Annotated in this window: 16 protein-coding genes; 5 read left to right on the forward strand and 11 right to left on the reverse strand. The window is 72.4% G+C overall.

The window, feature by feature from the left end; genetic code table 11:
• Nucleotides 1–12 precede the first annotated feature (12 nt).
• The 5 genes from CRP49_RS29480 to xylB all read right to left on the reverse strand — a co-directional run bounded on the left by CRP49_RS29480 (nt 13) and on the right by xylB (nt 6,200).
• Nucleotides 13–615: an N-acetylmuramoyl-L-alanine amidase gene (locus CRP49_RS29480; RefSeq protein WP_097256078.1), complete on the reverse strand. Its 603-nt coding sequence runs from the start codon at nt 613–615 to the stop codon at nt 13–15.
• A gap of 58 nt (nt 616–673) precedes the next feature.
• Complete coding sequence (locus CRP49_RS29485; protein WP_097256079.1) at nt 674–1,687, reverse strand: acetamidase/formamidase family protein; 1,014 nt, start codon at nt 1,685–1,687, stop codon at nt 674–676.
• Nucleotides 1,688–1,759: 72 nt separating this feature from the next.
• Nucleotides 1,760–3,244: an APC family permease gene (locus CRP49_RS29490; protein WP_097256080.1), complete on the reverse strand. Its 1,485-nt coding sequence runs from the start codon at nt 3,242–3,244 to the stop codon at nt 1,760–1,762.
• Nucleotides 3,245–3,487: 243 nt separating this feature from the next.
• A complete protein-coding gene (locus CRP49_RS29495; RefSeq protein WP_097256081.1) occupies nt 3,488–4,696 on the reverse strand; it encodes an ROK family transcriptional regulator in 1,209 nt (402 codons plus the stop codon).
• A 58-nt stretch (nt 4,697–4,754) separates the two neighbouring features.
• A complete protein-coding gene (gene xylB, locus CRP49_RS29500) occupies nt 4,755–6,200 on the reverse strand; it encodes a xylulokinase (protein ID WP_097256082.1) in 1,446 nt (481 codons plus the stop codon).
• Nucleotides 6,201–6,395: 195 nt separating this feature from the next.
• Between xylB and xylA the strand changes: the two genes are divergently transcribed.
• Together xylA and CRP49_RS47515 are read left to right on the forward strand one after the other, a co-directional pair.
• Nucleotides 6,396–7,562, forward strand: coding sequence for a xylose isomerase (gene xylA, locus CRP49_RS29505; protein WP_097256083.1), 1,167 nt, complete (start codon nt 6,396–6,398; stop codon nt 7,560–7,562).
• A 198-nt stretch (nt 7,563–7,760) separates the two neighbouring features.
• On the forward strand, nt 7,761–8,213 hold the full coding sequence (locus tag CRP49_RS47515) for a hypothetical protein (RefSeq protein ID WP_257033521.1): 453 nt from the start codon (nt 7,761–7,763) through the stop codon (nt 8,211–8,213).
• A gap of 9 nt (nt 8,214–8,222) precedes the next feature.
• On the opposite strand, the gene CRP49_RS29520 is transcribed toward CRP49_RS47515, so the two are convergent.
• From CRP49_RS29520 to CRP49_RS29530, 3 genes are all read right to left on the reverse strand, one after another.
• Nucleotides 8,223–9,563: an esterase-like activity of phytase family protein gene (locus CRP49_RS29520; protein ID WP_097256084.1), complete on the reverse strand. Its 1,341-nt coding sequence runs from the start codon at nt 9,561–9,563 to the stop codon at nt 8,223–8,225.
• A gap of 132 nt (nt 9,564–9,695) precedes the next feature.
• Nucleotides 9,696–10,979 carry an SWF or SNF family helicase gene (locus CRP49_RS29525; protein WP_097256085.1) on the reverse strand — a complete coding sequence of 428 codons (1,284 nt, stop codon included), beginning with the start codon at nt 10,977–10,979 and terminating at the stop codon, nt 9,696–9,698.
• Entirely contained in the window at nt 10,976–13,828 is a 2,853-nt protein-coding gene (locus CRP49_RS29530) for a DEAD/DEAH box helicase (RefSeq protein WP_097256086.1), read from the reverse strand. Before CRP49_RS29530 ends, CRP49_RS29525 begins: the two co-directional genes overlap by 4 nt.
• Nucleotides 13,829–14,037: 209 nt before the next feature.
• On the opposite strand from CRP49_RS29530, the gene CRP49_RS29535 reads away from it, so the two are divergent.
• Nucleotides 14,038–14,220, forward strand: a complete 183-nt coding sequence (locus tag CRP49_RS29535; protein WP_094219513.1) for a hypothetical protein — start codon at nt 14,038–14,040, stop codon at nt 14,218–14,220.
• 100 nt (nt 14,221–14,320) lie between these two features.
• Here CRP49_RS29535 and CRP49_RS29540 read toward each other — a convergent pair whose 3' ends face one another.
• Together CRP49_RS29540 and CRP49_RS29545 are read right to left on the reverse strand one after the other, a co-directional pair.
• The gene (locus CRP49_RS29540) at nt 14,321–15,166 is read right to left on the reverse strand and encodes a hypothetical protein (protein ID WP_097256087.1); all 846 of its coding nucleotides are present in this window, start codon (nt 15,164–15,166) and stop codon (nt 14,321–14,323) included.
• Nucleotides 15,167–15,307: 141 nt separating this feature from the next.
• Nucleotides 15,308–15,604 (reverse strand): hypothetical protein, encoded by a 297-nt coding sequence (locus tag CRP49_RS29545; RefSeq protein WP_097256088.1) that lies wholly within the window; start codon nt 15,602–15,604, stop codon nt 15,308–15,310.
• Between the two features lie 98 nt (nt 15,605–15,702).
• On the opposite strand from CRP49_RS29545, the gene CRP49_RS29550 reads away from it, so the two are divergent.
• Entirely contained in the window at nt 15,703–16,608 is a 906-nt protein-coding gene (locus tag CRP49_RS29550) for an oxygenase MpaB family protein (RefSeq protein ID WP_097257600.1), read from the forward strand.
• Here CRP49_RS29550 and CRP49_RS29555 read toward each other — a convergent pair.
• Entirely contained in the window at nt 16,585–17,118 is a 534-nt protein-coding gene (locus CRP49_RS29555) for a PadR family transcriptional regulator (protein ID WP_094219500.1), read from the reverse strand. The genes CRP49_RS29550 and CRP49_RS29555 overlap by 24 nt on opposite strands.
• A gap of 116 nt (nt 17,119–17,234) precedes the next feature.
• Here CRP49_RS29555 and CRP49_RS29560 point away from each other — a divergent pair, with 116 nt between their 5' ends.
• Nucleotides 17,235–17,990 carry an alpha/beta fold hydrolase gene (locus CRP49_RS29560; protein ID WP_097256089.1) on the forward strand — a complete coding sequence of 252 codons (756 nt, stop codon included), beginning with the start codon at nt 17,235–17,237 and terminating at the stop codon, nt 17,988–17,990.
• Nucleotides 17,991–17,993: the final 3 nt, after the last annotated feature.

Genomic DNA, 17,993 nt, shown 5'->3' on the forward strand with positions numbered 1-17,993 from the left:
TTCGACGTCCGGCTAGGCGAAATTGACCAGTCTGAGGTAGCGGACCCAGTCCCAGTACGGTCCCGGATCGGTGTGGTCGGTGCCCGGCACCTGGTAGTGGCCGATGATGTGCTCCCGGTCCCTGGGGATGTCGTACTTGGCGCAGATGGCCGCCGTCAGCTGCGCGGACTGCTCGTAGAGGGCGTCGGTGAAGTAGGCGGGCCGGTCCACCCAGCCCTCGTGCTCGATGCCGATGCTGCGGGTGTTGTAGTCCCAGTTGCCCGCGTGCCAGGCGATGTCGGCCTCGTGCACGCACTGGGCGACGTGCCCGTCCGCCGAGCGGACCAGATAGTGCGCGGAGACTTTCTTCTGCGGGTTCTGGAAGACGGCCAGCGTGTCCGGGTACGTCTCCTGCGTGACATGGATGATCACGCGGTCGATGGTGTAGTCCTCGGGGCGGTCGGACGAGGTGTAGTTGCCGGTGGTCGCCGGCTGCCACTCGGCCGCGGGGTAGTCGACGGCTCCCCGCGCACCCGCGCGGGCGTCGGGGAGCAGCGTGTAGGGGACGGCGGCGAGAGCCGCGCCCTTCAGGATCCGTCGCCTGCTGAGCTGCGGTCCGGGCCGGTTCGTGTCCATCGTCGGCTGCCTTTCACGAGCGGGTGTGGGGGCACAAGCCTGCGCGACTGATGCGGCGTCAGCGGCCGAGCGCCTGCGCCGTCTCCCGCAGCCGCGCGTGCATGCCGCGGTAGGTGTCCCGCGCGGGCAGCCACTCCTTGCGGAGCTTGGCCACGCACGTGTAGTTGGTGTCGCACACGTTGGCCAACGGCGATTCGACCGCCTGGGTTGCGAACTGATACGCGTCCAGCTCACTGAACCCGTAGTCGCGGACCAGCCACTGCACCAGGTCAAGCTGCGATATCCGGAAGGCGTCCTCCAGCGGGCGCGCCGAGCCGGTCGAGATGAGATGCGTGTCCGATTCCAGCCGGGGCCACGGAGTGGCGATGTCCTTGAGGAGGTCGACGATCACCACGGTGTTCATCGCGCACTCCACGGCGACCCCGCAGGTCTCGCCCTCGCCCTGCCGCGCGTGCCCGTCACCGAGGCTGAGCAGGGCGCCCTCGACATTGACGCCCAGATAGCAGGTGACGCCGGCCCGCATTTCGGGCGTGTCCATGTTCCCGCCGTGCGCGTCCGGGACCAGGGCCGAGCGCACCTCCAGGTTGGCGGGGGCCACACCCACCGTGCCGTGCATCGGGTCGAGGGGCAGTTCCAGCTCGAGGTCACTGTCCTGCGCGCGGAAGAGGGCGGTGCGCCGGGTGCGGTCGAGCTGCCAGATCCAGACCCGCTCCGGCAGCGGCGGCTGCAGTGTGGCCGTGGTGTGCGTGGAGGTGAGCGCGCCGAAGAGGGGGACCGTGGTGGACGCGGCCCAGTCCCGGGCCGGTTCGACGGACACGAAGTGCACGGCCACGGTGTCGCCGGGCTCGGCACCCTCGATGTGGAAGGGGCCGGTCTGCGGGTTGAGGAAGGGAAACTCGCAGACCTCGGAGACGAGGTCCTTCTCGGACCGCACCCGGCCGGCGAAACAGTCCTCGGTGTAGAGGTCGAGCACCGTTCCGGGTTCGATCCGGGCGACCGGGGGAGCACCGCCGAACGTCCAGGCGTACTCGTCCGGTTCCGGGTGCACGGTCAGGATGCGGGGGTCGGTCATCGCGGCGTCGGTCCTTTCTGCGAGGTGGTCATGAGAGGAGGATCGGTCCCCGTCAGCCTCCTGGTGGGGCGGTCAGTGAGGCACTGTTCCGTCCTGCCGGGGGCCTGGCGTGCCGGGTTCCTCGACGTGCACCCGTGCGGTGTCGGCTATGCGCTCCGGGTGACGCCGTATCAGCACGAGCAGCACCACCACGCCGGCCGCCATCCAGACGCCGACCACCGGACCCGCGTACGAGACCGGCGCCGAGAGTTCGGTCACGAAGTCGAACACCGGGATCCCGGCGGCCGTCAGCAGTGCCGGGACGAACGCGGCGATGCCCAGCAGCGGGAAGAGCAGATGCCGTACCGGCTTGAGCCCCTCCCGGCCGCCTCGCAGGAAGTAGCCCGCGCAGGCGAGGTTCACGACGATGTAGACGCCGACGACGACCGTGACGATCACCGTGGCCAGGAGCAGGAACGCGGTCACCGGGTCGTAGGCGAGACCGAGCCCCAGGACGGCGCCGACCGCGACGACGGTCTGCACCGCGATGCCCACCACGGGGGAGCGATGCCGGGGATGGAGCGTGGCGAGCAGGCGGGGCAGGACCCGGATACGGGCCAGCGCGAAGGCCGTACGGGTCGAGACGTTGGCGCACGCGTTGGCGTTGGCGATCGTCGAGTTGACCACCGCGAGGAACACCAGCACCCAGAACAGGCCGAACGAGGCCCGGGCCACGCCCTCCCAGGAGGCGGCTCCCGACGCACCGAACCTCGCGAGGCGGTCCGGGCCGAAGTAGACGGCCATCGCGTACGTCGTGACCACGTAGAACAGACCGATGCCCAGGGCCGCTCCGAGGACCGCGCGGTGCATGGTCCGGCGGGGGTCGCGCGTCTCCTCGGCGAGCGGCGCCGCGGCCTCGAACCCTGCGAACGCGAGGACCGTGTACACCGACCCGGCGAAGACTCCGCTGACCCCGCCGTACCCTTCCGCGGTGTGTGACGTGCCGAAGACCGACAGGGTGTTGGCGCCGCCCGCCTTGCCGATGAGCCAGACCGCGAACACCAGGAAGACGAGGATTTCGAAGATCCCGAGGACGGTGCCGAAGCGGGCCGAGGCGCGGACGCCGAGGTATCCGGCGCCGGCGATCACGGCGGCGCCCGCCAGCGACCACGGCCACCACAGGTCCGCGGGATACGAGGACCACTCCTCGTGCAGCGTGCCCGCCGTGGTGAAGCCGAGCTGCAGCAGGAGCAACGGCGGGACCAGCGTCTCCACGAACACGTAACCCCAGCCGACGAGGAAGCCGATGGCCGGGTGGAGCCCGCGTGCCGCGTAGGTGGCCACCGAACCGGCCGCGGGCAGCTCCCGTGCCAGCTCGGCCACGCAGGACGCGGTGAACAGGCAGGCCACCAGGGCGATCAGCACGGCCAGCGGCAGGCTGCCGCCGGCGAAGGCGGCGCCCGCGGGGATCGATGCGGCCACCGCGGCGGCCGGTGCCATCGCCGTGATGCTCTGGAACAGGACCTCGCGCAGCCCGATGGCGTCCCGCCGCAGCGTCCCGGTCGTCTCCCCGTGCATGTGTCCCCCCGATATGTGTCAGCCGACTGTCACCCGACGTGTGTGCGTCCCTTCGTCGTGCGAGTGCGTCGCCGGGCAGGCCGGGCGGCTGCGCCTCGCGTGAATCACGGTACGGCGCGGGCGAGTTGGGCAGAAGGGCGCGCCGCGGATCCGTGGACAACCGGCGAACTGTGGACAACTCGGCCACCCGATCGAGTGAGACCAGGCCGTCACCAGGCCGTTCGAGCCCACCGCAGCGAGCCGTCAGGGCCGCTCGGCCACCGCTGCCGGATCGTCGAGGACGGCCCGGACGACCGAGTGGGCGGCGCCCAGCAGCGGGCCCTCGGAGCCCAGTCCGGACACCCACACCGGGCAGGCCGGTCCCGCCGTACGGCCCGTCAACTCGGCCTCCAGCGACGGCAGCAGCCAGGGGGAGAGGCCGGCCAGGGCCCCGCCGAGGACGACCGTCTCGGGATCGAGCAGATTGACCGCTCCGGTCAGGGCGATGCCGAGCGCCGTACCGGCGTCCCGCAGAGCCCGCCGTACGGCCTCGTCGCCCTCCTCGGCCCGTCCCGCGAGCAGGCCGACCATGTCCTCCTGCGGCTGCAGACCGGCCGCGCGCAGCACCGCCTCCTCCCCGGCGTACTGCTCCAGGCACCCACGCCCGCCGCACGGGCAGGCGGGACCGTCCGGGCGGACCGGCACATGACCCAGCTCGCCCGCGAAACCCCGTGTGCCGCGCAGCAGTTGCCCGTCCACGACGACCGCGGCGCCGATGCCGATCTCGGCCGACACATGCAGGAAGTCGCGCGGGGTGCCGGCACCGAGCCACAGCTCCGCCAGGGCACCGAAGTTGGCCTCGTTGTCCACGGTCAGGGGCAGGCGGCCGGGCAGCAGGGGGCCGAGGTCCGTGTCGTTCCAGTTGAGGTTCGGGGCGCGTACGACCGTCCGGCCGTCCCGGGCCACCAGTCCCGGCACGGCGACCGCGAGACCGGCGGGCCACAGCCCCTCCCGTTCCGCCTCGGCCACGACCCGGCGGACCAGCGCCGTCAGTTCCTCGATCACCGGCCCCGGGGCGCGGCCCCGGTTCGCAGCGTGCCGCACGGCCCGGGCGCGGACCGCGCCGCGCAGGTCGACCGCGCAGACCGCGAGGTGATCGACGCCGATTTCGGCCCCGATGCCGGCGGGACCGTGTCCGCTCACCGCGAGCGCGGATCCGGGGCGGCCCACCCGGCCGGGCCGTTCCGGACCCAGTTCCTCCAGCAGCCCCCAGCGGATCAGCTCGTCCACGAGGGTCGACACGGCCGCCCGCGTGAGGCCGATGTGCGAGGCGACCGCGGCCCGCGACAGCGGGCCTTCCGCGCTGACGGCGTGCATCACCCGGGCGAGGTTGCGCCGGCGCATGCCCTGCTGGGTGTCCGGCAGCGAACGTCCGGTACCGGGCGGGCGGCCCTCGTGCAGCGGTGCGGTCATGCCCTGGTCAATCCTCGGTGTCTGCCGCCGGGCTCAGCTCGAACTGCGGCGGCTGGGCTCAGCGGGATTCCGGCCCCCGCTCCAGCAGCGGGGCCGCGTCGGAGAGTACCCCGCTGATCCGGGCCAGCGTCGCCTCGTCCCGCTCCACGGCGTCCAGTACCGGGCCCGCGGCCGTGTTCCAGCGGCGGGCCACCGCGCCCGGGTCCTCGCCGGTCAGCAGGCCCGCGGCCTGCGCCGCTGCCCCGAGGGCGACCAGCTCCCTGGCCTCCGGGACCTGGACCGGCCGACCCGACAGCCGCCGTACCGTCTGCTGCCAGGCTGTCCCCCGGGCTCCGCCGCCGATCAGCAGCAGCGGGGTGGTGCGGTCCGCGTCCTGGTCCAGGACCAGGTCGAGCGCGCCCAGCAGCGCGTGCACCGCACCGTCGTAGGCCGCCTGCAGCAGCTGACCCGGGGTGGTGTCGTGCCGCAGCCCGTGCAGCAGGCCGGAGGCGTTCGGCAGGTTCGGAGTGCGCTCGCCGTCCAGGTACGGCAGCAGGGTGACGGAGGTGCCGGGCTCGACGGCCTCTCGGTCCAGGCCCAGCAGGGCCGCGACGCGGTCCACGGCGAGCGTGCAGTTCAGGGTGCAGGCCAGCGGCAGCCAGTCTCCGTGCGCGTCCGCGAAGCCCGCCACCGTGCCCGTCGGATCGGTGGGACGGTGCTTGGAGACGGCGTACACGGTGCCCGACGTACCGAGGCTCAGCACCGGCATGCCCGGCCGCAGGCCGAGGCCCAGCGCCGCGGCCGCGTTGTCACCGGTGCCCGGCGCCACCAGCGTGCCCTTGGAGAACGGCAGGTCGTGGTGCTCGCGCACGGTGCCGGCCACCTCGCCCGGCCGCACCACCCGGGGCAGCAGCGCCGGGTCGAGCCCCACGTGGGCCAGCGTCTCCTCGTCGTAGGCCTCCGTCCCGGACGCCCACCAACCCGTGCCGGAGGCGTCGCCGCGGTCCGTGGTGCCCTGACCGGTCAGGCGCTCGGTGAGGTAGTCGTGGGGCAGCCTCACCGCCCTGGTGGCGCGGACCGCCTCCGGCTCGTGCTCGGCCAGCCATGCCCACTTCGTGACCGTGAACGACGCTCCGGGCACGCTGCCGGTGCGCTCCGCCCAGCCCTTCGGGCCGCCCAGCTCCTCGACGAGCCGGCGGGCCTGCGGCGCCGAGCGGACGTCGTTCCAGAGCAACGCCGGGCGTACCGGTTCGCCCCGCTCGTCCAGGGTGACCAGGCCGTGCTGCTGGCCGCCGATGGACACCGCGGCCGCCTCGTGCGCGGGCTCACCGCACTGGCGCAGCGCCTCGCACAGGGCGTCCCACCACTGACGCGGATCACTCTCCCGGCCCGCACCGGAGGACACGGTGTGCGGCGCCTGGCCGCTCGCCACGACCTCACCGGTGGCCGCGTCGACGACCAGCGCCTTCGTGGACTGGGTGGATGTGTCCACGCCGACGACGAGCGGACCCTCGGCTGCTGACATCGGGTTCTCCTCTTCCGCGGCTGCGCGGGATGTGCTGTGAACTGGCAAGACTTCTGTCAACGACCTCTGGCGACGACGTCTGGCGACGACACCTTGTGGTCGAAGACAACACCTTGTCTCTTCCCAGAGGTGCGTTCGCATACTAATTTGTAAACGGCCATGACGAAATAGTCGTACGCAGCAAGGAGTCGCGGCATGAGCTACCAGCCCACCCCCGAGGACAGGTTCACCTTCGGCCTGTGGACCGTCGGCTGGCAGGGACGGGACCCGTTCGGCGACGCCACCCGCCGCGCCCTCGACCCGGTCGAAACGGTGCAGCGCCTGGCCGATCTAGGCGCCCACGGAGTGACCTTCCACGACGACGACCTGATCCCCTTCGGGGCCACCGACACCGAGCGCGAGTCGCACATCAAGCGCTTCCGCCAGGCCCTGGACGCCACCGGCATGACCGTCCCGATGGCCACCACGAACCTGTTCACGCACCCCGTCTTCAAGGACGGCGCGTTCACCGCCAACGACCGCGACGTCCGCCGCTACGCGCTGCGCAAGACGATCCGGAACATCGATCTCGCCGTCGAGCTGGGCGCGAAGACGTACGTCGCCTGGGGCGGCCGCGAGGGTGCCGAGTCCGGTGCCGCCAAGGACGTGCGCGCGGCCCTCGACCGGATGAAGGAGGCGTTCGACCTCCTCGGCGAGTACGTCACCTCCCAGGGCTACGACATCCGCTTCGCCATCGAGCCCAAGCCGAACGAGCCGCGCGGCGACATCCTGCTGCCCACCGTCGGTCACGCGCTGGCCTTCATCGAGCGCCTGGAGCGCCCCGAGCTGTACGGCGTCAACCCCGAGGTGGGTCACGAGCAGATGGCCGGGCTCAACTTCCCGCACGGCATCGCGCAGGCCCTGTGGGCCGGCAAGCTCTTCCACATCGACCTCAACGGGCAGTCCGGCATCAAGTACGACCAGGACCTGCGGTTCGGCGCCGGAGACCTGCGCGCCGCCTTCTGGCTCGTCGACCTACTGGAGAGCGCCGGTTACGACGGGCCCCGCCACTTCGACTTCAAGCCGCCGCGGACCGAGGACCTCGACGGCGTGTGGGCGTCGGCGGCCGGCTGTATGCGCAACTACCTCATCCTGAAGGAGCGTGCGGCCGCCTTCCGCGCCGATCCGGAGGTCCAGGACGCGCTGCGTGCCTCCCGCCTGGACCAGCTGGCCCAGCCGACCGCGGCGGACGGCCTGCAGGCGCTGCTCGCCGACCGTACGGCCTTCGAGGACTACGACGTGGAGGCGGCCGCCGCGCGCGGTATGGCCTTCGAACGGCTCGACCAGCTGGCGATGGACCACCTGCTGGGCGCACGGGGCTGAGTGCGCACGCGCGCGTGGAGGGCCGTTTCCGAGCGGCCCGCCCGCGCGCGTGCTCGCCGTCTTCGGGGGCTGCGGTGGGGCTGTGCTTCGGGCTCCGGTGGGGGCTGACCGCCCTCCGCGTGGGATGCGGCGGAATCGTGCGGTCCGTGGCATGAGCCGGTATCAGCTTCCGCGCGCGGGTGGTCTCATGGCCGGGTGGTGGCGACTCTGGACGGTATGTCCCTGCCGCCCGTACCTCCTGTGCCGCCCGGACCGCCGGGTGCCACCCCGCCTCCGCCCGGCGGATTCGGACCGCCGCAGGGCGGCTACGGCCCGCCCCCTCCGGGCGAGCCGGACCGGTCATGGACTCCGGAGCCTGCGCGACGCAAGCGCGGCCCGTTGTTCGCCGTCCTGGCCGTCCTCGTGACCGCCGCTGCCGTTCTCGCCGTGGTGCTGATGGCCTCCGGGAAGCACGGCACGGGGAACGAGAAGGCGCCGAAGGAGAGTGGCACGAGCACGAGCCGCTCTCCCCGGCCCTCCTTCAGTCTTCCCACCGAGCTGCCCAGCCGGCTGCCTTCGCGGCTGCCGACCGAGCTGCCCTCAGGTTTCCCGAGCACACTGCCGAGCGACCTGGAGTCGATCCTGCCCTCTCTCTCCGACGAGCTGCCCTGACAGGGCCTCTCACAGGCCTTCGGGCAGCCGGACGTACGTCAGGGTCGTCTTGATCCCGCTGTCGACGAGGCGGCCCTGGGCGTCGAAGGCGCCGGCTCCGTCGGTCATCCCGAAGTCGTTGTCGTTGATGAGGGCGAGCGTGTCGTGGTCCACGCGCGCGATGCCCTCGATCTTCCCCGGCACACCGCTCACCTTGCCCAGGTCGACGACGAGCCGCTTGCTCAGCACCGGCACGCCTGCCGCGGCCGGGTCGTCCAGCTGCTCCAGCGACGGAGACGTCGTGTCGTCGTCCCAGGGGCCGCCGAGGATGTCGGCCTTCTGCCCCAGCCGGACCAGCTGCAGTCGGGCCGCCTTGTCGGTGCGCTCCTCCACCAGCAGACGGTCAGCGCCGACGGCCACGACCGAGGAGATCTTCAGCTCGGAGGTGTCGTCCTCGCTCGGGTCGACGACGTTCACCGGGTCGAAGCGGTAGGCGTACTCCGCGGTGACGGCCTGCTTCCGCGGTGAGAAGCGCAGCAGACGGGTCGTGCGCGAGGCCTCACCGGCGGCCGTGTCGGGCAGCGAGAGCGGGCTCTGCAGGGCCATCACCAGGTCGCCGCAGGGAAGCTGCGCCAGCCCCTCGAAGCCGCGGTTGATCTTCCGGTGCAGCAGGACGGACGGCAGCGCTTCCACCACCGGGTAGTCGGTGCCGGTGAGGTTCAGCCCCTTGGGCACGTAGCGAGTGAGCACCTGCCCGCGCGCGGAGACGTGGACGAGCGAGGGGCCGTACTCGTCCACGAGCCAGAACGTCCCGTCCCCGGCCCGCACGATGCCCTCGGTGTCCAGACCGTTCGGGTTGAACGACAGAGGCGTGGTGGCGTCGTACGTGTACGGCGCCTCGTCGCGGCTCTTCTGGTTGGGCAGCCCGGTGACGGCCTTCCCCGAGGACGTGGTGATCGGGATCGCGTCGATCACCTCGATCTCGTCCCCGGAGACCCGGATCTTCACGATCGCGGGGTCGAATCCCGGCACCGGGAAGGTCCGACGCTTCTTGCCGTCCACCTTGATCTGACCGTTGGGGCCGCGGTCGGTCACGGTCCAGTACTCGCCCTTGCGGGCCGCCGGGTAGATGTCGCTGCCTATGCCCCCGAGATCCACTCCGTGGTCGTCGTCCACGCCGCCGGGCAGCAGCGCGTTGCTGAACGCGCCGAGCGGGACCTCCCCGAGGGTCGCCGTGCGGATGATACGGGCGTCCCCGGACGGCGCAGCCGCGGCCGTGCCCGCGGCCACGAGGGTGGCTGCCAGGGCCAGGGGGAGGCCCGTGGCGACGGAACGGTGGACACGGCGCCGGCCGGTGGCGTGCGGGGACATCGGGCCTCCTGGGGCAAGTTCGTTGACTGCGGCCACATTTGGGCCCCAGGAGGAACACCGCACGACCCCGGGGTGAACAAGCGGCGTCCACCGCTCGTCGGGTTCGCCCTCACTCAGCGAACTGGCAGTCCGTCAAGTGCCCGCGCATGACTCGTCCTCCGGGCCGAGCCGCGCCGTGGCCAGTGCCGTCGCCGGATCCCGGTCCGCGCCGCCCGCCGGAACCCAGCGCCCGCCTTCCTCGCGGTAGGGCCACCAGCGGCCCTCCCGGCCGAGGCGCAGCTGAACCCCTTCCGCCGCGACGGTCCAGCGGTTGCCGACCGGCCGGAACGACGGCCGCTCGTCCTCCTCCCAGGCCGCCTCCAGGGCCGCACGCGCGCGTGCGAGCGCCACGTCCTCCACCTGCCACTCCTCGTCGAGCACGGCCAGGGCCGCCGCACCTCCGACGCGCCAGGCACGAACGGCCGTCGCCAGCCCCTCGCGGCCTCGCCCCGACCCTTCGGCGAGCCGGTCGCCGACGGCACCGGGCGCCGCTCCGCCGGCGAGCCGCACGGCGTCCTGAGCGGCCGTCAACTCCGTTTCAGGCTCCCCACCGAGGCTCTTCCTGAGCATGCGGTGGGCCTCGACGGCCGTCCGCACCGCCAGATACCGCAGCGCCACGGGGTCGATCCCGGGCACCGGAGCCGTCTCGGCGTCGAAGGACGGCGGTTCGCCAGGGATCTCCGGGAGACCGGGCAGAGCGGGCAGTGGAGGCAGGATGTCCGCGGCCGCCCAGGCCTCAGCCGCGTCCACGCCCTCGGCCGCGGCGGACTCGTCCGGGGAGGCGGCGCTTCGCAGATGCAGCTCGTCCAGGAACGCGCTCTGCGCCCGGCCCCTCATGAGCAGCAGCACGAACGGATCCTCGTCCAGCAGACGCGCCACCTGATGGCACAGGGCAGCGGTGTGCCCACAGTGGTCCCATGCGTCACAGTCGCACTCGGGTTCCAGATCGCCCAGGCCCGGCAGGAGTTCGATCCCCCTGACCGCCGCGTCCTCGATCAGATGCGAGGGAAGTTCCCCGTCGAGGAGCGCGGCCAGGTGTCCCGCCTGCTCCACGGCCAGGTCCAGAAAACCGGCCCACTGCTCTTCGGACAGTTCCGGTACCAGGACGTCGGCCCGGTGCGCCGCGCCTCTCGGATCACGGACAACGGCGGTGACCCGGCCCGGCCGTACCGTCACCGCGCCGACGCCGCCCCCGCGCGCGAGTCGGCGCCCCGCCTTCACAGCCGCGGAATCCAGCGCCGCTTCCTCCAGCGCCCCCAGCCAGGCGCGGCCCCACCAGGTCTGAGCGAACCCGCGTCCGCGCGCGGACGGCAGCGCGGCGAACGTGCGCTCCAGGCCACGGTCGGGCTCATCGGTGTGATCGGCGTAGTGGTTCATCGTGCCTCCCCGCGCAGTTCCACCAGTGCGGCCAGTTCCGCGTCCGTCAGCTCCGTCAGTGCCGCCTCGCCCGCGCCGAGCACAGCGTCCGCCAGTTCCCGCTTGCGCCCGAGCATCTCCGCGATGCGGTCCTCGACGGTCCCCTCGGCGATCAGCCGGTGCACCTGCACCGGGCGGGTCTGCCCGATGCGGTACGCGCGGTCGGTGGCCTGCGCCTCGACCGCCGGGTTCCACCAGCGGTCGTAGTGCACGACATGCTCGGCCCGCGTGAGGTTCAGGCCCGTTCCCGCGGCCTTCAGCGAGAGCAGGAACACCGGCACCTCGCCCGCCTGGAAGCGGCGCACCAGTGCCTCCCGCTCGGCGACGGGGGTGCCACCGTGCAGGAGCTGCGAGGGCACCCCACGGGCCGTCAGGTGCCTTTCGAGCAGGCGGGCCATCCGCACGTACTGCGTGAAGACCAGGACACCCGAGCCCTCCGCGAGGATGGTGTCGAGAAGTTCGTCCAGCAGTTCCAGCTTCCCCGAGCGTCCCGTGAGCCTCGGTTCGTCCTCCTTGAGGAACTGCGCCGGGTGGTTGCAGATCTGCTTCAGCCCGGTCAGCAGCTTCACGATCAGGCCCCGACGGGCCATGGCGTCGGCGTCCGCGATCCGCTCGAGGGTCTCGCGGACCAGCGCCTCGTACAGGCCTGCCTGTTCCTGCGTCAGTGCCACCGGGTGATCGGTCTCGGTCTTCGGTGGCAGTTCCGGCGCGATTCCGGGGTCGGACTTCCGGCGCCGCAGCAGGAACGGCCGTACGAGCCGCGCGAGCCGTTCAGCGGCGGCGGGATCCCGGCCACCCTCGACCGGCTGCGCATACCGCGTGCGGAAGGTGCCGAGGCGGCCGAGCAGTCCTGGTGTGGTCCAGTCGAGGATCGCCCACAGTTCCGTGAGGTTGTTCTCCACCGGTGTGCCCGTGAGCGCCACGCGCGCGCGTGCGCCGATGGACCGCAGCGCACGCGGGGTCGCCGCATACGGGTTCTTCACGTGCTGCGCCTCGTCGGCGACGACCATGCCCCAGGGCACCTCGGCGAGCCGCTCGGCGTCCAGGCGCATGGTGCCGTAGGTCGTGAGGACGAACTCCCCGTCCCCCAAGGAGCCGAGACCGCGGCCGGGCCCGTGGAATCGGCGCACCGGGACACCGGGTGCGAACCGCTCGATCTCGCGCTGCCAGTTGCCGAGCAGGGACGCCGGGCAGACCACGAGCGTGGGACCGGCCGACGAGGCGTCCGTCTGCCGGTGCAGGTGCAGAGCGATCAGGGTGACCGTCTTGCCGAGGCCCATGTCGTCGGCCAGACAGCAGCCCAGCCCGAGAGCTGTCGTCCGGGCCAGCCAGCCGAGGCCCCGCAGCTGGTAGTCCCGCAGGGTGGCGGCAAGGGCCGGGGGCGGGTCGACCGGCTGCCCGGCCTCCGGATCCGCGAGCCGCTCCCGCAGCTGCGCCAGCCATCCCGTGGGCCGTACCTCGACCCGGTGGCCGTCGACCTCGGCCGAGCCCGTCAGAGCGGCGGCCAGCGCCTCGACCGGCGCGATGGAGCGGTCCTGCCGGGTACGGGCGCGGTCCGCCTCCCGCGGGTCGACCAGCACCCATCGGTCGCGCAGCCGCACGAGGGGGCGCTTGGCCTCGGCGAGCCGGTCCAGTTCGTCGCGCGACAGTTCGCGCCCGCCCAGCGCGAACCACCAGCGGAACGTGAGCAGGGCGTCGGCCGAGAGGAACGACGGCAGCCCCGAACCCTCCCCGTCCCGCGGGCCGACGGCCGCGTGCGCGGTCAGTTCCCGCGACAGCTCCTTCGGCCAGTGCACGTCGACTCCCACGGCGGCCAGCACCCGGGCGCCCTCGCCAAGGAGTTCGGCGATCTCGTCGTCGGCAAGGTCCACCACGTCGGGCACGGCGGCGGAGAGCAGAGGCGCCAGCGGCGGCCACGCCCCGGCCGCCCGGCGCAGCGCCAGCAGCGTGTCCGCCCGCGCGCGGGGGCCGAACGCGTCGCGCGCGGGTCCCGCGCCGGCCCACAGATCGGCGGCGTCCGCGACGTCCGCCGCCCCGCTCACGCCGTGCACTTGGAGCACCGCGCGGAACCGCACGGGGATGTCGTCCTCACACACGGCGTCCTGCAGACCGTGCGCCTCCACGCGCAGCGACAGGCGCACGCCCGCGTCGTGGCCGGCGGCGATGTCGTCGGCCCACGCGCGCAGCCCCGGAAGATGCTGCGGCTCCGGTGCCGCGTACACCGCACCGCCCGTCACGAGCGGTGCGGCGGGGGAGCGGGGGAGTGTGTCGGCGACCGCGTCCAGGAAGGCGCGCAGCAGCCGCTCGGGGTCGGGCAGCCGAGGGCGCCCGTCGGCGGCGAGCGGCACGGCGTGTGCCTCCGGAGGCATGGCCGCGGCGAGTTCGCGGACCAGCTCCGCATCGCCGGCGGACAGGGGCCCCACCCGCCAGGTGTCGTGATCGCCGGAGGAGAGGCCCGGCAGGAGCAGGCCGCGCGCCAGGAAGTGCAGAGCCAGCAAGCCGGCCGTGCCCCAGAACGCGGTGGCCCGATGGATCCCCGACCCCGCACGCGTACGCGTGAGTACCGGCAGGGCGGTGCGCACCGGCAGCAGCAGGGCGGGCATCCGTACCCGCTCGACGGTCCGGCCCGGCGCGGGCACCACCAGGTCCAGCTCCGAGACGGACCCCTGGGCGACGTCGGGGAGAGCCTCGCCGTCCGGTCGCCAGAAGGCGATCAGGCCGGCACGGGCGGGGTCGGACGGGACGAACACCGCGCAGCAACGGGCCAGTTCGGACAGGTCGGTGGATGGTGCCGTGGGAGTCCTCTGCACGGTTCCGCCGCACTCCTCAAATTTGACTACTTGCTCGGAGGGGCCGACAGTACAGCACGCGGCGAACCCACCTCGAAGGCTTACGCTGTGACCTGGACCACTAAGGGGCGCGTCTCAGGGATGTCTCAGGGTCGAGCTTCGGAACCGCCGGGAGCGCGGGGCCGTTTTCAGAGCAGAGAGCGGCAGTGGCCGCGAAGGAGGCGACGCTCATGTCCAAGAACGCGAAGATCGCCGCAGGGGGTGTGGCGGTCGGTCTCATCCTGCTGATATGGCTGCCGTGGTGGGTGGCGTTCCTCATCGTGGTGGGGGTCCCGACCGCCGCCTACCTGGCGCTGGACCCCTCGCAGCGGCGCAGGCTCCGCCGGGTCGGACGCAAGGAGCTCGGTCGCTGAGAGGCCGGCGACCGGACCAGGTCCGATCGCCGGGGCGGCCGCGGGTGCGCCACGGACCGTCGGGGACCGCGCCTCCTCGGCGGACGCGGCCCCCACGGGGTCAGCTGGGCCGCACGGCCATATTGTCGAGCGCCTCCAGAAGACCGGGCAGTTCGGGACCCCGGCCCACCGGCAGGACCTCCCCGGGCTCATCGTCGAGCAGGACGAACGCGATGTCGTCGGTGCGGGCCACCATCGACCATCCGGGGCCGTCGGCGCGCAGCGTACGAGCGTTGCCCGGGGCGAACGACGAGCGCACCCGGCCCAGCGGCGGCGGCGAGTCTATGTAGGCCCGCGCCTCCGCCAGCACCCGCCGGATGCCCTGGTGGCCGCCCTTCGGCGCGCTCTCCGGCTCATCGTCCGCCGAGGCCTTCGCCGTCTCTGTCTGGTCACCGGGCGAAGGGAGGTGGTCGTCGCCGATCTGCTCCCGCCAGGCCGCCCACTGCAGCGCGATCTCGTCGGCGCCCAGGCGCCGCTGGGCCGGCCCCCAGGAACTGGTGTCCGGCGGAGTCAGGGCGGGCCCCTCCACCACCTCGGGGCCGGGGTCGTGCGGCGCGGGCACACCGGGTGCTGCGACGGCGACCGCCAGCGGCCAGCCCGGCAGGGCCGTCACGACCGTGCGCTCGTCCGGCGACAGTTCGTACTCCATGCCGCAGTCCCAGGACGCGATCGCCACGGCGACCAGCGAGACGTCGTCGATGACGACCGTCCAGCGGGCCCCGTCGCCATCCTGCCCGAGCACCAGGCCGTACCCGTCGGCCCGCGGCGCCAGGTCCAGCGCCGTGCAGGCCTCCGGGTAGTCGTCGCCCAGCACGCTCGGAAACTGCGCCGGCGTCAGCAGCACCGCCGTGAGCACGTACAGCGCCTCGTCCGCGGCGGCGACGGCCTCATTGTCCGTCCCGGCCATCCCTGCCTCCCCAGTGTTTCGTCCATCGGCGCGCACCCTAGTGCGAGCGGAAGCCGCTTGTCACGACTCCGCACACCACGCGGAGCTGCAGGTTTCCACCCGGACGGGGGCGAAACGACCGCCGTCGGCGGGGTGCGTTTCTCAGGCTGCCGGCAGCCCGAGGAGGTGGCGGGCCACCGCCCCGGGTGACTCGTCGCGCTCCCGGGCGAGCGCGATCACGGCCCGGCACGCCAGCTCGCTCACCCCGAACGACAGCGCCTCCGGAGACACCCATGCCGCCGCCTCGTCGATCCGGTCCTGATCGTCCTCCGCGCAGGCCGCCACATAGACGGCCGCCGCTTCGAACAAGTTGTGCGCACGCCGGTCCCGAGTGTCCGTCGCCTCCGCGCGCGAGGAGGTACGGAATCTGGCGGCGTACTTGCGTATCACGTCGAACACGTGCCCCACCTTCCCCCTGAACGGGGTCGTCGCTGATCGTTCATCTGATCCTGTTCAACGTAGAGTTGGAGCTTCGGCGGCAGAAGGGGGACGGCGTGGTGAAGCGCTTCGAGCGGCTCGAGCAGATCCGTCGGATGGATCCGGTGGCGGACGCTCTCGAAATATACCGGCTCAGCGTGGCGTTCGAATTCCCCTGGGACTACACACGTGCTCTGGAGCTGGCCCTGTACCGCACCTACGCCGTGCCGAGCATCGGGCGGCTGCTGGCACGGACGGCGGAGCTGACCGAGCGCACACAGAAGCGGTACGACGACACCGTGCTCCTCCTCGACGCCGTCGTGGAGCACGGCTTCACCGCCGACGAGGGCCGCACCGCGATCCGCCGCATCAACCAGATGCACCGCAGCTACGACATCAGCGACGACGACATGCGCTATGTGCTCTCCACCTTCGTGGTGGTGCCCAGGCGCTGGATCGACACCTACGGCTGGCGTCGCCTGTCCCGGCACGAGATCGTGGCCACCACCGAGTACTACCGCACCCTCGGCCGGCACATGGGCATCCCCGGCATCCCCGAGACCTACGAGGAGTTCGAAGCGCTCCTCAACGCCTACGAAGTGGCGCACTTCGGCTGGGACGAGCAGGGTCGACGGGTCTCCGACGCCACCCTCGAACTGATGGCGTCCTGGTATCCGCGCCCGCTGGCACCGCTGCTGCGGACGGCCACGCTCGCCCTCCTCGACGAGCCGCTGCTGCGTGCCTTCCGCTACGAGCCGCCGAACCCGGCCGCTTCCGCGCTCGTGCGCCGCGCGGTCCGGACACGCGGCCGGCTGGTCCGGCTGCTGCCGCCGCGCCGCACAGCACATTTCGCACGGCAGAACTGGGAGATCAAGGGCTATCCGAACGGCTACCGGCCGGCCGACCTGGGCACCCGCCCGGTCCCGGGGATGGGCGGCTGTCCGGTACGGCACCTGGACGCCTCAGCGGCCGACGGCCTCGAGTGAGGCGAGGGTGTCGCGCAGCCAGGCGAGTTCGGCGCGGCTCGTGGCACGCGCGATTTTGAGTACCCCGCGCCGGAACGGGTCGTCCAGTTCCTCGGCGGCCAACGGCCGGTCGCCGTCGTAGAAGAAGCTCGCCGGTTCCTCGAGGAAGGCCAGCCGGCGCCGTAGCACGGCGGCCTGGGCCGCCGGGTCGTCCAGGTGGCGCAGGAACGCGAGCAGCGTGAACCAGTGGTTCTCGTCCGTGATCTCGCGCTGCCCGGGGTCGGCGAGGCGGCGCCGCAGCTCCTGCCTGCCCTCCTCGGTGAGCGTCAGCACGTGACGCGGCGCGGCCACGGCGCCGGGCTCGGTGGCCCGCGCCAGCAGGCCCGCCTTCTCCAGCCGCTTGATCGCCGGGTACAGCGTGCTCTCGGCGACGGGCCGCACATGGCCAGTGAGAGCGGCGATGTGCCGGCGCAGGACGTAGCCGTGCAGCGGGGCGTCGTACAGGAAACCGAGGATGGCGAGTTCCAGCATGCCCGCATTCTCTCGTAGACCCGCGGTACAGCGAAGCCTCGATATTTCACTACCGCTATACCTCGAAACCGAGGTATCTTCGGTGCGCGTCATCGCAGACATCAGGGAGGGGCACCGTGAAGCAGGCCGAATTCGACAGCAAGGGGAGCCGGATCCGGTGGACGGAGGTGCCCGGTGAGGAGCCCGCGCGCGTGTACCTGCACGGCCTCGGATCGGTTTCCGCCGTGTACCACGCGCACATCGCGGCTCGTCCCGAACTCGCGGGCAGGCGCAGCCTGTTCGTGGACCTGCCCGGCCACGGCATCAGCGACCGGCCCGTGCACTTCGGCTACACGCTGGAGGAGAACGCCGACGCCGTGGCGGCCGCACTGGACCAGGCCGGCGTCACCGGAGCCGAGTTGATCGCGCACAGTATGGGCGGCGCCGTCGCCATCGTGCTCGCTCACCGGCGGCCCGACCTCGTCTCCCGGCTGGTCCTCACGGAGGCCAATCTGGATGCCTTCCCGCCGCAGACGGCAGCGAGCAGCGGCATCGCCGCCTACGGGGAGGACGAGTTCGTCGAAGAGCAGTACGCGCGCGTGCTCGAGGCCGTGGGACCGCTGTGGGGCGCCACGATGCGGCTGGCCGATCCGCGCGCGCTGCACCGCAGTGCCGTCGGTCTCCGGCGCGGTTCGGACCCCGTGATGCGCACGATTCTGGAAGGCCTGACGATCGACCGTGTCTACCTTCAGGGCGAGCACAGCGGCGAACTCCCGGGCAGGGAGAGCCTGGAAGCCGCCGGGGTCCGCGTGGTGACGGTGCCCGGCGCCGGGCGCAACGTCATGTTCGACCACCCCGACGCCTTCGTGGCAACCGTGGCGGGGCGGATCTGATCC

Source organism: Streptomyces sp. Ag109_G2-15, from assembly GCF_900215565.1.
GTDB classification, from domain to species: Bacteria; Actinomycetota; Actinomycetes; order Streptomycetales; family Streptomycetaceae; genus Streptomyces; species Streptomyces diastatochromogenes.

Coding starts and splice junctions, on each gene's coding strand:
- CRP49_RS29480 (WP_097256078.1), bottom strand. CDS start 615: ATGGACACGAACCGGCCCGGACCGCAGCTCAGCAGGCGACGGATCCTG.
- CRP49_RS29485 (WP_097256079.1), bottom strand. CDS start 1,687: ATGACCGACCCCCGCATCCTGACCGTGCACCCGGAACCGGACGAGTAC.
- CRP49_RS29490 (WP_097256080.1), bottom strand. CDS start 3,244: ATGCACGGGGAGACGACCGGGACGCTGCGGCGGGACGCCATCGGGCTG.
- CRP49_RS29495 (WP_097256081.1), bottom strand. CDS start 4,696: ATGACCGCACCGCTGCACGAGGGCCGCCCGCCCGGTACCGGACGTTCG.
- xylB (WP_097256082.1), bottom strand. CDS start 6,200: ATGTCAGCAGCCGAGGGTCCGCTCGTCGTCGGCGTGGACACATCCACC.
- xylA (WP_097256083.1), top strand. CDS start 6,396: ATGAGCTACCAGCCCACCCCCGAGGACAGGTTCACCTTCGGCCTGTGG.
- CRP49_RS29520 (WP_097256084.1), bottom strand. CDS start 9,563: ATGTCCCCGCACGCCACCGGCCGGCGCCGTGTCCACCGTTCCGTCGCC.
- CRP49_RS29525 (WP_097256085.1), bottom strand. CDS start 10,979: ATGAACCACTACGCCGATCACACCGATGAGCCCGACCGTGGCCTGGAG.
- CRP49_RS29535 (WP_094219513.1), top strand. CDS start 14,038: ATGTCCAAGAACGCGAAGATCGCCGCAGGGGGTGTGGCGGTCGGTCTC.
- CRP49_RS29540 (WP_097256087.1), bottom strand. CDS start 15,166: ATGGCCGGGACGGACAATGAGGCCGTCGCCGCCGCGGACGAGGCGCTG.
- CRP49_RS29555 (WP_094219500.1), bottom strand. CDS start 17,118: ATGCTGGAACTCGCCATCCTCGGTTTCCTGTACGACGCCCCGCTGCAC.